This is a genomic window from Streptomyces sp. NPDC058620 (assembly GCF_042717135.1).
Lineage (GTDB): Bacteria > Actinomycetota > Actinomycetes > Streptomycetales > Streptomycetaceae > Streptomyces.
The window spans coordinates 86,334-99,595 of record NZ_JBHXQO010000019.1 but is presented as its reverse complement, the minus strand read 5'-3'; the positions used below and the strand labels follow the sequence as shown (position 1 = coordinate 99,595).

Sequence of the window (13,262 nt, the reverse complement as noted above, 5' to 3'; positions counted from 1 at the left end):
CTGTCGCCGACCAAGGTGTGCACTATACACATGGCATGCATCATGCATATTCCGATTACCGTGCATCATGTGCGGCAGGGCTGGCGAGGGCAGCCCGTCCGGAGCGAGCCAGGAGCCGAAGGATGCCTCGCGTGAACAAACCCGTTCATCTGATCGAATTCGAGACCATGCTGCTCGGACGGCATGCGCACCTGTTCAACCCCCGCGCCCGGCAGTCCGGCGGGCGCCTGGACCGCAGCGCCTACGTCCTGCTGAGCCGCATCCAGATGGACGGCCCGATGTCCATCGGCCAGCTCAGCGATGCCTTCGGCCTGGACGCCTCCACGCTGAACCGCCAGACCGCCGCCATGCTGCGCGCCGGGGTCGTCGAGCGGATCGCGGACCCGGACGGCGGGATGGCCCGTAAGTTCAGCATCACCGCGGAGGGCGAGCACCGGCTCGACGCCGACCGCGCCGAGTACACCCAGGGGCTGGACAAGGTCCTGGAGGCGTGGACGCCCGAGGAGGTCGCCACGTTCGCCGGCTTCCTCACCCGTTTCAACAGCGACATCGAGCGGCTGGACGGACACCCCTGGCCACGCCCCTGAGCGGCCCCGGCCCTTCCACGGATGGCGCGTAACGAGCCATCCTCCCCATCGCGAAGACCCCGCAGAGACAGGCGGAAGAGTCACGGCACATTGCATCGCTTCCGTCACGGCCCGACAGAGATACTCGGCGGAGGAGATCGCATGCGAAACGGGGATGTACGGGGCACGACGGGCGGAGGGCGGTGGAGACGGTTATGGGCATGGTGTGTGCCCGTCGCCGTGGCGGTCACCGCCTCCGCACTGATGACGGCTCCGACGGCGACGGCCGCCGGAGCCTCGCCTCCGGCGAAAGCGGCGGCCGCCCAGGCGGCGCCGTGTCCGGCGCTGCCGTGCGAGGGCTCCGACCCCGGGAGCGTCACGGCATGGCAGACGGGTGGTGCGCCCAAGCTCGTCAAGGAGGCCGTCCTCGCCTCGGGATCACGGCTCAGGCTGTACACGGGCAAACCGGCCTGGGACACCGTGGGGACGGTCTACTCATGGGCCGAGGTGACCCTCACCGGAGCGACGAAGGGGCGCGGCTGGCTGCGGACCGAGGAGAACCTCGGTGACGGCATCGATATCAGGACGTCGCTGGAACACCCCCGTTCGTACCGCGACACCACCGGCACCACCGGCATGTTCCTGTACGACACGATCAGGTCAGGGGTCGTGTACGCCAACGGCGCGTGCATCACGGACGGCAAGGAGACGGGGTGCGTCAACGCCACCGTGGCCACGGTGGTACCCAACGGGCCGTGCGCGGGCTGGTGTTCCGAAGCCGATCCGACCGCGATCGCCGCATCCGACTGGTCGTACGTGGACCGCTCCGACCTCGACCGCGTGGCACTGCCCTCCGGCGCCTCCGTCCAGAAGGTCGACGGGCGACTGAAGCAGGGAAGCTACCTCGGCTGGGCCGAGGGCCAACTCGCGGGCTCCGGCGGCAGGTTCTGGCTGGAAGCGTGGCAGGGCGCGGGCCGCTGGGGTGAGGTCTACACCGAGTTCACGCCGGCAGGTGCCTCGCGCACCACGTCCGGATCGACCCGCGCGTACTCGTGGCTGCCCGAGCTGCGCGCCTGCGTCAGCGACAGCAGCGGCACCGCGTGCACCCGGGACCCGGAGGCCACGACGACCGCTCCGACCCAGGCACCCTGCGCCACGCTGCCCTGTGCGGGCGTCGACTCGTCGACCGTGACCGAGTGGATGCCGAACTACGAGCCGCGCCTCGTCGAGGACGCCAACGTCTACCAGGGCGGCCGACTGAAGATCTGGGAAGGCCGTCCGGCCTGGGACCCGCACCACATGTACTACTGGGGCGAGGCCGAGCTGCCCACGGGTCGCACGGGCGTCTTCGCCACCCTGATGACCCACACCAACGCCACCATCGGTTCGCGCCCCGAGCGGCCGGTACCCGTGCCCGGGACCCGGCTCACGGCGACGGGCAGGACGAAGATGATCGCCCTGGACCCGCTGGGCGGCAAGGAGATCGCCGGGCTCGTCGTGGACGGCAGGACGTGGGCGTTCGCCACCCACCAGGGCAACAACCTCTACATGACCGACAAGGAAGGAACCATGGGCCCCTGCGCCCCCGGCGAGATCTGCGAGGGCGTGGCGCCCTCGACGGTCACGCAGTGGGCTTCGGTCGCCACCGACTGGTCGACGGCCGCACTGCCCGGCGGACAGAAGGTCACACTCAGCGGCTCGCGTCCGTCCTGGTCGGTCTCCGACTACTACGCCTGGGCCCACACGACCGCCACGGGTACGACGGTGTGGCTGGAGGACAAGGCGCCTGGAGGGACGTACACGAAGGTGGCCGCCGAGAAGATCATGAAGGCGACGAGCGGGCAGTCGGTACGCGCCTGCATCAGCGACGGCACCAGCACGGTGTGCACGAAGCCGCTGCTGTAGCCGGCAGCGGCCGATCGACGGTCAAGAAGGCCGGCACGAAGGCGCGCGCCCGGCCCGCCGGGCACGGCTGTGCGGACCCGGCGGCCGTGCGGGCACAAAAAAACAACTCCCGGAGCGGATAGATCCGCTCCGGGAGTTGTCTTCACTCCTGCTGGTGTCCGAGGGGGGACTTGAACCCCCACGCCCGATAAAGGGCACTAGCACCTCAAGCTAGCGCGTCTGCCATTCCGCCACCCGGACAAGGTGTCTGTCGTTCGCGGTTGTTTCCCCGCGGCGACAAAGAAAACAATACCAGGGGTTTGGGGTGCCCCTCACCTGCGTTTTCGGTGGTCAGTGGCGCGCGGCGGACACGGGGAGGTCCTTCCGCATCCGATGCGTACCCCTATGTTCCGACGCGCGTACGGTCCGTCGCCTGCCGTGTACGGCGGGTGGTCCCGGCTACCTTCGCGTCCATGAGTGATCGCGCCTACCGGCGGCCCCGCCCGCTGTCCCCCGTGCGTGAGCATCTGCGCGACACGTTCTGGTTCGCACCGACGCTGGGGCTGCTCAGCACCTTCGTGCTGTGGTGGGTGGCGTCCACCCTTGATACGGAGATCGTCGGGCACCTCCAGGACGCGCGGGCGTACGACGAGATCAGGGAGCTGATCTCGTTCGCCGCGGATGCCCGGACGATCGTCACCACGATCAGCTCGGCGATGATGACCTTCATCGGTGTGGTCTTCAGCATCTCGCTGGTGGCCGTACAGATGGCCAGCGGGCAGTTGACGCCCCGAGTGGTGCGGATCTTCGTACGGAGCCGGATCAGCAAGCTCACGCTCACGGTGTTCCTGGCGACGTTCTCCTTCTCGTTGCTGGTCCTGACCTCCTACGAGAGCGAGACCGATCCCCGGCGGGTCACGTCCGTACCCCTGCTGCAGAGTCTGCTGACGCTGGGGATGGTCGGGCTGAGCCTGCTGCTGTTCATCGCCTACGTGAGCTCCACGCTGCGGCTCATGCAGGTCGGGCCCGTCGTCGACCACATCACCCGCCATTCGTTCCGGGTGCTCGGACGGATGCCGGTCGGAGCATCGGAGGGGGCTCCGCTCGCGGCCGAGACGGCGCGGATCATGCACTGGGGCCGGGCGGGGGTCCTCCAGGACGTGAACGTGGCGCGGCTGGTGCGGGCCGCTCGGCGCCAGGGCGTCGTACTGCGGCTGATCCCGCGCATCGGGGACTTCGTGGTGCCGGGCACACCGGTGCTCGCCGTCCACGGTGGAGCCGCGCCGCCCCGGCGCGCCTTGCGGTACACGATCTCCGTCGGGGTCGAGCGCACGCTGCACCAGGATCTGTCGTTCGGGCTGCGGCAGCTTTCGGACATCGCTCTGCGGGCCCTGTCGGCGGCGGTCAACGATCCGACGACCGCCGTGCAGTGCCTGGACCGGATCGTGCAGTTCCTCGCCGCGGTGGTGGACCGGCCGCTGGGAACCGTGCATCACCGTGACGGCCGGGGCGAGGTCAGGCTCGTTCAGGACGTGCCCGGCTGGACGGATCTGGTCGATCTCGCCTTCGAGGAGATCCGCTGGTGCTCGGTCGGCAGTCCGCAGGTTTCGCGGCGGTTGCTGGCCGGGATCGGGGATCTGATGCTGCTGGCCCCCGAGGAGCGTAGGAAGCCGCTGGTCAGACACCGTGCGCTCCTGGTGCAGTCGGTGGAGCGCACGGTGCCGGAGGCGGCGGAGCGGGAGTTCGCGTTGTTCCCGGACCATCAGGGGATCGGCTGAGGGGGCAGGTGGGGAACGGGGGTTACGGCATGAGGTGGTGGTCCGGGAAGTTGCCCGGGAGCCGTTCAGTGCCAGGGCCTTCGGTGACGGCCCGGACGAGTAGTTCGCCGCCCGCGAATGCGCCGCGCCAGGAGGCGCCGAAACCGCCGAACAGTTCGTCGCGGCACGCGTGCGCTGCCGGTCCTGCCGACGCCGAAGGGCGACAACGTCGTCGTCATCACCGGGGCGGGCGGCTCGGGCGTGCTCCTCTCGGACGCGATCGTGGACAACGGCCTGTCGCTGATGGAGATCCCGCCGGACCTGGACGCGGCGTTCAAGGCGTTCATCCCGCCGTTCGGCGCGGCGGGGAATTATTCGGCGGCGGCGCGATCTTCCCGATGTTCGCGGCCATGACGGAGCGGGCATGGGCAAGGTCGTGGTGGACAACTGGGGCCACAGCGGGGCCTTCACGCTGGCGGGCTCGATCTCCCTGTTCGCGGCGTTCATCGCACTCTTCCTCACCGCACCGGGCCGGCCGAAGAAGGCAGTCGAGCCCAATCCGATGCCCATCAGCCGGGAGACGGACCGAGGCCGGCCCCGGGGAGCTTCACAAGCGCCCCGGGGCCGTCACACGGCGACCGGGCGGCTACTCGCCGCACCTCTCCCGCAGCGAGTGCAGGTGCTCGCTGGACTTGCGGGCGAACGCGAAGGACTCGACCGGGTTGTCGTGCTCGGTCTGCCAGTGGTGGTAGGCACGGCCGCGGGGGGTCCGCGCGGTGACACGGCTGAGGAACGTCTTGTAGTCGATGTCACCGTCGCCGACGTCCGACATGCGGTATCCGTCGCGCGCCGTGTCGTCCCGGATGCCGTCCTTGACGTGGAAGAGCGGATAGCGGTCGGGCTGCCTGAGCACGTAGTCGAGTGGGTCGAAGGGGGCCGGTGTGCCGTCCGCCTTCTTGCCGAAGCGGAACTGCGCGGCGTAGGCCCAGAAGATGTCCATCTCCAGGTACACCAGGTCGGGGTCGGTCTCGGCGAGCAGGACGTCGTAGAGGCGTACGTCGGGCTGGTCGGTCGCGAAGGAGAACTCCTCCGCGTGGTTGTGCTGGTAGAACTTCATCCCGCGCTTGCGGGCCGCCGCTCCGTAGGTGTTGAAATCCTCGGCGGCACGCTTCCAGCCGTCGACGGTCGAGCCGTAGCGGAAGGGGCCCGATGCCGTGCCGATGTGCTTGAGGCCGAGGGCCTCGGCGTCGTCCAGGACCTTGGTGAGGTTCTGGGCGAAGGTGTAGGCACCGGGGTTGTTGTTGTCGTAGTAGCCGACATGGCTGCCGATGGGGTTCAGCCCGTGGTCCCGGGCGAGGCGCTTCAACTGGGCGAGGGTGATGGCGCCGGCCGAGCCCTGGGAGTACCCGGCGAACTCGATCTCGTCGTAGCCGTACTTCTCCAGCTCTGTGAAGACCGGTGCGAAGCCGAGCGTGGAGACCTTGTCGCGGAGGCTGTAGAGCTGGATGCCGAGGCGGCCGGGGGGCAGGACGGCACGGTTCCTGCCGTGGGCCTCGGCGGTCGCGGTGCCCAGGAGGGTGGCGGCGGTGGCTCCGGCGACGACGCCCAGAACGTTACGGCGGCTGAGTCTGCGCGTGAGTTCGGCGTCCTTGGGGGTGCGGCTCATGATCAGGTGACTCCCTCGATGAGTGAGCGGGGGTTGCTAGTGCAGTCCGGCAAGCCGGAGGAGCAGGGACTTCACTTCGGTGGCCTGGACGCGGCCGGTGAACGCGTGGGGGGTGGAGCAGAGGATGAGCGGACCTTCTTCGTCGCTCGTGGGCAGGCGGCCGTGGCTGCCGCGGATGGGTGAGGGGTCGAGCGGGACGACGGCCATGCGGTAGCGCATGCCGAGCTTCTTCCGGGCGACGGCGCCGGCGGCCTTGACCCGGACGTAGGGGTCCTGGGGGTCCATGAAGAGCTCGACGGGGTCGTAGCCCGGCTTCCGGTGGATCTCGACCAGCTGGGCGAAGTCGGGGGCGCGGTCGTCGTCGAGCCAGTAGTAGTACGTGAACCAGGCGTCCGGCTCCGCGACGGCGACCAGCTCCCCGGAGCGGGGGTGGTCGAGGTGGTGGGCCTTCTTGCCCTCGTCGTCGAGGAGCTGCTCGATGCCGGGCAGCCCCGCTAGTGCCTCCCGGGTGGCTTCGAGGTCCTCGGGGCGGCGTACGTAGACGTGCGCGATCTGGTGGTCGGCGACGGCGAAGGCGCGGGAGGCCATCGGGTCGAGGTACTCCATGCCGTCCTGGGTGTGGACCTCCAGCAGGCCGGCACGGCGCAGGGCGCGGTTGATGTCGACGGGCCGCTCGACGCGGGTGATCCCGTACTCGGAGAGCGCCACGACGGTGCGTCCCTGGAGGCGGGCGTCCTCGAGCAGGGGCGCGACGGCCCGGTCGAGTTCGGTCGCCGCCCGGTGGGAGCGCGGGTCGTCGGGGCCGTAGCGCTGGAGGTCGTAGTCGAGGTGCGGCAGGTAGCAGAGGGCCAGGTCGGGGGCGCGGGTGGCGAGGATGTGCCGGGTCGCGTCGATGATCCACCGGGAGGAGACCAGGTCGGCGCCCGGGCCCCAGAAGTGGAAGAGCGGGAAGGTGCCGAGCTTCTCGGTGAGCTCGTCGTGCAGGGCGGGCGGCCGGGTGTAGCAGTCGGGTTCCTTGCGGCCGTCGGCGTAGTACACGGGGCGCGGGGTGACCGTGAAGTCGGTGTCCGCGCCCATGGCGTACCACCAGCAGATGTTGGCGACGGTGTAGCCGGGGTGGGCGCGACGGGCCGCGTCCCACAGTTTGTCGCCCGCGACGAGGCCGTTGTGCTGGCGCCACAGGAGGACGTCGCCCAGCTCGCGGAAGTACCAGCCGTTGGCGACGATCCCGTGCTCGGCGGGGGTCGTGCCCGTGAGGAAGGTGGACTGGGCGGCGCAGGTGACGGCGGGGAGCACGGTGGTGAGCGGTGCCTGGGCGCCGCTGCCGGCCATGGCCTTGAGGTGGGGCATGTGATCGAGGAGCTGCGGGGTGAGCCCGACGACGTCGAGGACGAGGAGGGGCGTCGGGGTGGGGGTGGGGCCTGCGTCGGTCACTGCTTCGGGTGCGGTCACGGGAGCTCCTTGAGCCCGAGGTCGACCAGGAGATCGCGGGCGAGGGTGAGTTCGGCGGCGATGCCGTCGGCGAGCTGGGTGCGGGTACGGGGGCGCAGCTCGGCCGGCAGCGCCTGCCAGGTGTACGTCTCGACCTCCAGGTGCCGGGTCAGGGGCCGGGGGCCTCCGACGAGCCGGGTCAGCGTGGACGCGAGTACCGGGAGGGTGGAGGTGAGCGGGGGCGCCGGAGGGGCGTGCAGCGGTACGTGGAAGTGGGAGCGCCACGGGGTGCTGTCGGGCAGGGCGTGGCCGTTGAGCGCCTCGTCGAGGTCGTCGGTGCCGCGCAGGCCCGTGGCGGAGTTCATCCGGGTCTGGTGCAGGAAGCGGGGTTCGGCGAAGGCGGCGAGGGCGGTGCGCACGTCGGGCAGATGCGGGTGTTCGGCGTGCAGGGCAGCGGAGAGCTGGGCCTTGGCGACGAGGACCCCGGCCCCGGCGAGGGCGTCGAGCGCGGTGTCCGGGTCCTCGAAGGACGTGGCGAGGTGGCACGTGTCGATGCAGATGCCGATGCGGTCGTGGCCGATCGCGGTGAGCGGGGCGATGGCGTCGGCGGTGGTCTCGACGGTGCAGCCCGGTTCGGGTTCGAGACCGATCCGGATGGACTTTCCGGTCAGCTCGGCGAGGGCGTCGAGGCGTTGGGCGAGGGTGGTGAGGGCGGCGCGGGCGGTGCGGGCAGCGTCGGGGTCGCCGTCGTACGGGGTGCGCCAGGCGATCGGCAGGGTGGAGATGCTGCCTTCGGTGACATCGTCGGGGAGCATGGCGGCGAGCAGCCTGGCGAGGTCCGTGGTGTGGGCGAGGCGCTCGGGATCGGTCCAGTCCGGCCGGTAGACGCGGTACTTGACCTCTTCGGCGCCGAATCCCGCGTACGGGAAGCCGTTGAGCGTGACGACCTCCAGTCCGCGGCGGTCCAGTTCGGCGCGCAGGGAGCGCAGTTCGGCGGGGTCGTTGATCAGGGTGCGGGCGGCGTCCCTGGCGAGCCACAGGCCGATGCCCAGCCGGTCACGGCCGAGACGTCTGCGTACCGGTTCGCAGTGGTCGCGCAGTTGCGCCCGCACACCGCCGAGGGTCTCCGCGGGGTGCACGTTGGTGCAGTACGAGAGGTGGACGGTGGAGCCGTCGGGGTGGCGGAAGCGCATCGCCTCACTCCCCGCCGCGCAGGATGGAGTTCCCCTCGTGCAGGGGGTCGGGGGCGGCGATGTCGAGCTGGAGCCGGCCGCTCTGCCCGTAGAAGGCGACGGGGTTGCGCCAGAGGACCTGGTCGACGTCGTCCTCGGTGAAGCCGGCCTTCAGCATCGCGTCGCCCACCTTGCGGGTCTTCAGCGGGTCGCTCCGGCCCCAGTCGGCGGCCGAGTTGACGAGGATCTTCTCGGTTCCGTACGTCCGCAGGATCGTGACCATGCGGTCCTCGTCCATCTTGGTGTCCGGGTAGATGGAGAAACCGGCCCAGCAGCCACTGTCAATGGCGTCCTTCACTGTCGTCTCGTTGAGGTGATCGAGCAGCACCCGCTCCGGGGGGAGGTGGGATTCACGGATGACGTCGATGGTGCGGTGCAGACCGGCGAGCTTGTCGCGGTGCGGGGTGTGGACGAGGGCGGGCAGGCCGTGGTCCGCGGCGAGCTGGAGCTGCGTGGCCAGGGCGATGTCCTCGGCCGGGGTCATGGAGTCGTAGCCGATCTCGCCGACGGCGACGACCGAGTCCTTGACGAGGTAGCGGGGCAGCGCGTCGAGGACGGGGACACAGCGGGGGTCGTTCGCCTCCTTGGGGTTGAGGGCGAGCGTGCAGTGGTGGGCTATGCCGTACTGGGAGGCACGGAAGGGCTCCCAGCCGAGCAGGGCGTCGAAGTAGTCGAAGAAGCTGGCGGGCGAGGTACGGGGCTGGCCGAGCCAGAAGGAGGGTTCGACGAGGGCGCGGACACCCGCGTCGTACATCGCCCGGTAGTCGTCCGTGGTGCGGGAGGTCATATGGATGTGGGGGTCGAAGATGCGCATCAGGACTCCTCCGGGGGGACCGTGGGGGCGGGAGCGGTGAAGCCGAGTACGTGCGCGAGGTCGGCGGGGACGTTCCGTCCGGCCGCGGTGCGCTCGGCCGCGAAGTCGCCGAGCATGCGGGCGAGTTCCGCGTCGCCCCGCGACCGGCCGGCCAGTGCGTCGACGCAGTCCACGGGGACGCCGGTGAAGAGACACTTGAGAATGGCGTGGCGCCACTGGTGCGCGTCGAGGTGCGCGGCGGCGTACGGGCCGACGGCGGCCGCGACGAGCCGGGTGTCGTTGGTGCGCAGGGCGTCCTCGACGAGCGGCAGGGCGGCGGAGCCGATGTCCAGCCGGTGCAGGGCGCGGAGTACGGCGCGCCGTTCGGCCGCGGTGCCCTGTTCGTAGATCCTGGTCAGGGCGGGCAGCCCGGCCCGGGCCTCCAGGAGCAGCAGGACGCGTACGGAGTCGGCGTGGTCGAGTCCGCAGTACCGGCCGGCGGCGGCGTACCGCAGCTCCCACGGGGGCGCGGCGGTGTGCGTGGCGTTCGGGTGCTCGGGGTCCGGGTGCTCGGGGTCCGGGTGCTCGGCTGCGTGCTCGGCTTCGGCGAGGGCTTCGTCCAACCAGGCACGTGCGGCTCCGCCGAGCTGTGCGTCGAGCTCCTTGCGGGTCAGCAGCGGGGTCATCGGCATGGCGTTGCTCCCTTCGGCGGGTCAGCGGCTCGACGGACTGTGCTTGCGCAGGAACTCGATCGAGGTGCGGGCGAGCTCGGGACCGGCGTGCGAGTGGCGGGGCAGTTCGACGACGGTGAGGCCGCGGTAGTCCGCTTCGGCGAGCGCTTCGAGGACGGGCGGGAAGTCGATCTCGCCGTCACCGAAGGGCAGGTGTTCGTGCACCCCCCGGCGCATGTCCTCGATCTGGACGTGGCGCAGCCAGGGTGCGGCTTCTTTCACGCAGTCGACGGGCGAGGCGGGCTCCAGGCACTGGCAGTGGCCGATGTCGAGGGTGAGCCCGAGCGGCTCCGGGTCGCCGAGAAGAGCACGGAGGTGGTGGAAGTCGGCCAGAGTGGCGAGGAGATGACCGGGCTCGGGCTCGATGGCGAGCGGTACTCCGGTGCGGGTCGCGGCGTCGAGGACGGGGGTGAGCGCGTCGGCGAGCCGCTGCCAGGCGACGGTGGCCGTGGCCCCGTCCCCGGGCCCCGGCGGGGTGATGCCGCTGAAGCAGTGCACGGCGTGCGCACCGAGATCCGCGGCGATGTCGACGGCACTGACGAGCAGGGCGGTACGGGCCGCCCGGGCTTCGGGGTCCGGGTCGAGCAGCGACGGGCCGTGCTTGCGGCGCGGGTCGAGGACGTAGCGGGCGCCGGTCTCGATGGTCACGCCGAGTCCGAGGTCGCCGAGCCGCCGCGCCACGTGCCGGGTGCGGGTGGCCAGGTCGGGGGCGAGGGGGTCGAGGTGCATGTGGTCGAGGGTCAGCCCGACGCCCTCGTACCCGAGGTCGGCGAGCAGCCCGAGGGCGTCGTCGAGCCGGAGGTCGGTGAGCCCGTTGGTGCCGTAACCGAAGTGGAGCGTCATGTCGGGCTCACCTTCCGTGCGAGCTTGCGCGCCAGGGGGACGAGCCCCATGAGGACCAGCCCGGTGACGGGCGCTCCGGCGCGGGCGGCGAGAGCGGCCTGGAGCGGGATCATGGCGCGGATGCCGCCGCCGACGGCGCGTTGTGTGAGGGGCGGGGACGGGTTGAGCGCGGCGTGGAGTTGGGGGCGCCCGGCGGTACGGAGGTAGGCGCCGGCGAAGGCGGTGAGGAGGAGGCGGGCGGGGGCGCCGACGGGACCCCCTGGCGCGCGCCGGGGAGGCGGCTCCGGGTCCGGGCCGAAGCCCCGGGGTCGCCTGGGCGCGCTCGCGACGGTGGCGCCGAGCGCCACGGTCGCGGTGAGCGCGGCGAGCGGCGCGACGGTTGAGCCGCCGTGCGCCTCGTGCCGGGATACGACGGTGACGGCGTAGGTGTGCGCGCCGAGGAGCACGGCGGCGGGGAGCGCGGTGAGCGGGGACGGGGACGGGTGTGCGGGCGGGGTGATGGGGGCCGCTCGCGTTCCCGTCGACACCGGCACCCTCGTCGCAGGCGCAGGCGCAGGCGCTGCTGCCGCCGTCGCAGTCGCTGTCGCGCCCAGGAGCAGGTCCAGGGAGCGGGCCGTCGCCATGGCGGCCGGGCCAGCTCCTGTGTGCTTCAGGTACAGGTCGTAGGACCACACCGTGGCCGCGAGACCCGAGGCCACCACGAACGAGGGACGGCCGGCTCGTGCGGCCAGGGCCAGGCCCGCCGCTGTCAGCGCGCCCGCCGCGGCGAGAGCCGCACCGGGGGCGACGCGGCCGGAGGGAATCGGACGGTGCGGGCGGTCCACGGCGTCCTCCTCGCGGTCCGCCCAGTCGTTGAGCGCCATCCCCGCCTCGTACAGGCACAGGGAGGCGGCGACGGCCAGTGCGGTGCCCCGGCCGGGCCTGCGGCCCATCGCGGCTGCTCCGGCCAGGGCGTCACCCGGCACGGTGAAGAGGGCCGACACCCTCAGCAGCTCCGCCCACGCGCCCGCCCGTTCGCGGAACCCGGCCGGGCCGGGCCCGGCACCGCCCCGGCCGTTCGGGGTGGGGGGCCTATCCGGTGCGGGCGCAGTCCCACCCGCACCGGACAGGCCGTCTGTGGCCGCGGCGGTCTCCGGCACGGAGCCGGACCGCGCGGCGCGAGCGCCACGGGCAGCGCCCACGGCTGTCAGGGCCGGCAGCAGGCCGGCCGCGCCGCCCCAGCGGCTGAGCCTCATCGCTCGCCCCGCAGCCGCTCGCCGAAGGCCAGCAGCGCCGCGTACTGCTCGGAGAGGGCGGCCGGTCCGCCGTCCGGGTCCTTGAAGTAGAAACCCAGTTCGGGGCGCGGGCCGGTGAGGCCGTTCTCGTGGGCGCGGGCCAGCAGCCGGGCCAGGTCGAGGACCAGGGGGGCGGCCAGCGCCGAGTCGCAGCCCTGCCAGATCGTCTGGAGGATCATGCGCGAGCCGAGGAAGCCGTCGAAGGCGATGTGGTCCCACGCCGTCTTCCAGTCGCCCATCGCCGGCACGTCGTCGATGTGCACCTCGCCCTCGGGAGCGGTACCCAGGGTGTCGGCGAGCACGCGTTCCTTGCCGGCGTTCTTGGCCGCTGCCGCCGCCGGGTCGGCCAGCGCCGCTCCGTCCCCGCCGCCCAGGAGGTTGGTGCCCGACCAGGCCCGTACGGGCAGGGCGCGTTGCACGAACATCGGGGCGAGGACGGAACGGAGCAGCGTCTGGCCTGTCTTGCCGTCGCGGCCCGCGTGGGGAAGTCCGCAGGCGTCGACGGCGTCCTGGAGGGCCGGGGTGCGCAGGCCCGTGGACGGGGTGAAGTTGGCGTAGGAGCAGCCGGCCCGCAGCGCCGCCGCCGCGTAGAGGGAGCTGGCGGGGAGGCGGGCCTCGCCCTCCTGCGGCAGGGGCTCCGTGGAGGCGACGTTGATCACGACCGTGCGCGCCAGGTCGTGGCGCCGGGCGAAGTCGGCGAGGTCCGCGGCGAACGCGGTGATGAGCTGTTCGTCGGTGCGCGTGTCCCCGGGGAGGGGGCCGCCGGTCCGTATCTCCGCGTCGGCCGCCGTGAGTTCGGCGCGCACCGCCGACGGCAGACCGTACGGCAGGACCTCCCCGGCGGCGAGTGCCTCGGCCCGTTTCGGCAGGGGGCAGTCGATGGTGTCGTGGCCGCCGAAGACCAGGGAGTTCAGCGGGGGCAGTCCGCTGTCGGCGAAGGGGGGCGTCTCGGTGACCATGCCGGTCGCCGGGTGGAGCCCGGCCGCGATGGCGGCGCACCCCGCGGTGGCGGTGGTGGCGACGGAGCCGCGTGCTCCGATGAACCAGACTCCGGTACGGACGGCTTGTGCGGTCACGGGCTGACT

11 protein-coding genes, 1 tRNA gene and 2 pseudogenes are annotated in these 13,262 nt (G+C 71.7%); 5 read left to right on the top strand and 9 right to left on the bottom strand.

All coding sequences use genetic code 11. The features are described from left to right. Positions 1-122: 122 nt before the first annotated feature. Positions 123-587 (top strand): MarR family winged helix-turn-helix transcriptional regulator, encoded by a 465-nt coding sequence (locus tag ACFWSK_RS19805; protein ID WP_383787687.1) that lies wholly within the window; start codon positions 123-125, stop codon positions 585-587. Positions 588-794: 207 nt separating this feature from the next. After that, positions 795-2,471, top strand: a complete 1,677-nt coding sequence (locus tag ACFWSK_RS19800) for a hypothetical protein (protein WP_383787684.1) — start codon at positions 795-797, stop codon at positions 2,469-2,471. Positions 2,472-2,623: 152 nt separating this feature from the next. Here ACFWSK_RS19800 and ACFWSK_RS19795 read toward each other — a convergent pair. Further along, positions 2,624-2,711 (bottom strand) — tRNA-Leu (locus ACFWSK_RS19795). Between the two features lie 212 nt (positions 2,712-2,923). On the opposite strand from ACFWSK_RS19795, the gene ACFWSK_RS19790 reads away from it, so the two are divergent. The 3 genes and pseudogenes from ACFWSK_RS19790 to ACFWSK_RS19780 form a co-directional block, all read left to right on the top strand. After that, a complete protein-coding gene (locus tag ACFWSK_RS19790) occupies positions 2,924-4,228 on the top strand; it encodes a DUF2254 domain-containing protein (RefSeq protein ID WP_383787681.1) in 1,305 nt (434 codons plus the stop codon). A gap of 168 nt (positions 4,229-4,396) precedes the next feature. Beyond that, a pseudogene (locus ACFWSK_RS19785) lies at positions 4,397-4,579 on the top strand (acetyl CoA synthetase); the annotation flags it as partial. Between the two features lie 2 nt (positions 4,580-4,581). Further along, positions 4,582-4,787: pseudogene (locus ACFWSK_RS19780) on the top strand (MFS transporter); the annotation flags it as partial. A 66-nt stretch (positions 4,788-4,853) separates the two neighbouring features. Here the strand turns inward: ACFWSK_RS19780 and ACFWSK_RS19775 are convergent. Genes ACFWSK_RS19775 through ACFWSK_RS19740 form a run of 8 tightly spaced genes read right to left on the bottom strand, consistent with a single transcriptional unit; the run spans position 4,854 to position 13,253 of the window. Continuing rightward, the gene (locus ACFWSK_RS19775; RefSeq protein WP_383787678.1) at positions 4,854-5,873 is read right to left on the bottom strand and encodes a TIM barrel protein; all 1,020 of its coding nucleotides are present in this window, start codon (positions 5,871-5,873) and stop codon (positions 4,854-4,856) included. Positions 5,874-5,909: 36 nt separating this feature from the next. Beyond that, positions 5,910-7,325, bottom strand: a complete 1,416-nt coding sequence (locus tag ACFWSK_RS19770; RefSeq protein ID WP_383787675.1) for an alkaline phosphatase family protein — start codon at positions 7,323-7,325, stop codon at positions 5,910-5,912. After that, on the bottom strand, positions 7,322-8,497 hold the full coding sequence (gene eboE / locus ACFWSK_RS19765; RefSeq protein WP_383787672.1) for a metabolite traffic protein EboE: 1,176 nt from the start codon (positions 8,495-8,497) through the stop codon (positions 7,322-7,324). Before eboE ends, ACFWSK_RS19770 begins: the two co-directional genes overlap by 4 nt. Positions 8,498-8,501: 4 nt before the next feature. Continuing rightward, on the bottom strand, positions 8,502-9,350 hold the full coding sequence (locus tag ACFWSK_RS19760; protein WP_383787670.1) for a TatD family hydrolase: 849 nt from the start codon (positions 9,348-9,350) through the stop codon (positions 8,502-8,504). After that, positions 9,350-10,021, bottom strand: coding sequence for an EboA domain-containing protein (locus ACFWSK_RS19755; RefSeq protein ID WP_383787667.1), 672 nt, complete (start codon positions 10,019-10,021; stop codon positions 9,350-9,352). Before ACFWSK_RS19755 ends, ACFWSK_RS19760 begins: the two co-directional genes overlap by 1 nt. A gap of 21 nt (positions 10,022-10,042) precedes the next feature. After that, the gene (locus ACFWSK_RS19750; RefSeq protein WP_383787664.1) at positions 10,043-10,903 is read right to left on the bottom strand and encodes a sugar phosphate isomerase/epimerase family protein; all 861 of its coding nucleotides are present in this window, start codon (positions 10,901-10,903) and stop codon (positions 10,043-10,045) included. Then, positions 10,900-12,138, bottom strand: a complete 1,239-nt coding sequence (locus ACFWSK_RS19745; RefSeq protein ID WP_383787661.1) for an SCO3242 family prenyltransferase — start codon at positions 12,136-12,138, stop codon at positions 10,900-10,902. The genes ACFWSK_RS19750 and ACFWSK_RS19745 overlap by 4 nt, the downstream gene beginning before the upstream one ends. Beyond that, positions 12,135-13,253, bottom strand: coding sequence for an inositol-3-phosphate synthase (locus ACFWSK_RS19740; RefSeq protein ID WP_383787658.1), 1,119 nt, complete (start codon positions 13,251-13,253; stop codon positions 12,135-12,137). Before ACFWSK_RS19740 ends, ACFWSK_RS19745 begins: the two co-directional genes overlap by 4 nt. Positions 13,254-13,262 lie beyond the last annotated feature (9 nt).

Coding starts and splice junctions, on each gene's coding strand:
- eboE (WP_383787672.1), bottom strand. CDS start 8,497: ATGCGCTTCCGCCACCCCGACGGCTCCACCGTCCACCTCTCGTACTGC.
- ACFWSK_RS19775 (WP_383787678.1), bottom strand. CDS start 5,873: ATGAGCCGCACCCCCAAGGACGCCGAACTCACGCGCAGACTCAGCCGC.
- ACFWSK_RS19805 (WP_383787687.1), top strand. CDS start 123: ATGCCTCGCGTGAACAAACCCGTTCATCTGATCGAATTCGAGACCATG.
- ACFWSK_RS19760 (WP_383787670.1), bottom strand. CDS start 9,350: ATGCGCATCTTCGACCCCCACATCCATATGACCTCCCGCACCACGGAC.
- ACFWSK_RS19745 (WP_383787661.1), bottom strand. CDS start 12,138: ATGAGGCTCAGCCGCTGGGGCGGCGCGGCCGGCCTGCTGCCGGCCCTG.
- ACFWSK_RS19790 (WP_383787681.1), top strand. CDS start 2,924: ATGAGTGATCGCGCCTACCGGCGGCCCCGCCCGCTGTCCCCCGTGCGT.
- ACFWSK_RS19750 (WP_383787664.1), bottom strand. CDS start 10,903: ATGACGCTCCACTTCGGTTACGGCACCAACGGGCTCACCGACCTCCGG.
- ACFWSK_RS19755 (WP_383787667.1), bottom strand. CDS start 10,021: ATGCCGATGACCCCGCTGCTGACCCGCAAGGAGCTCGACGCACAGCTC.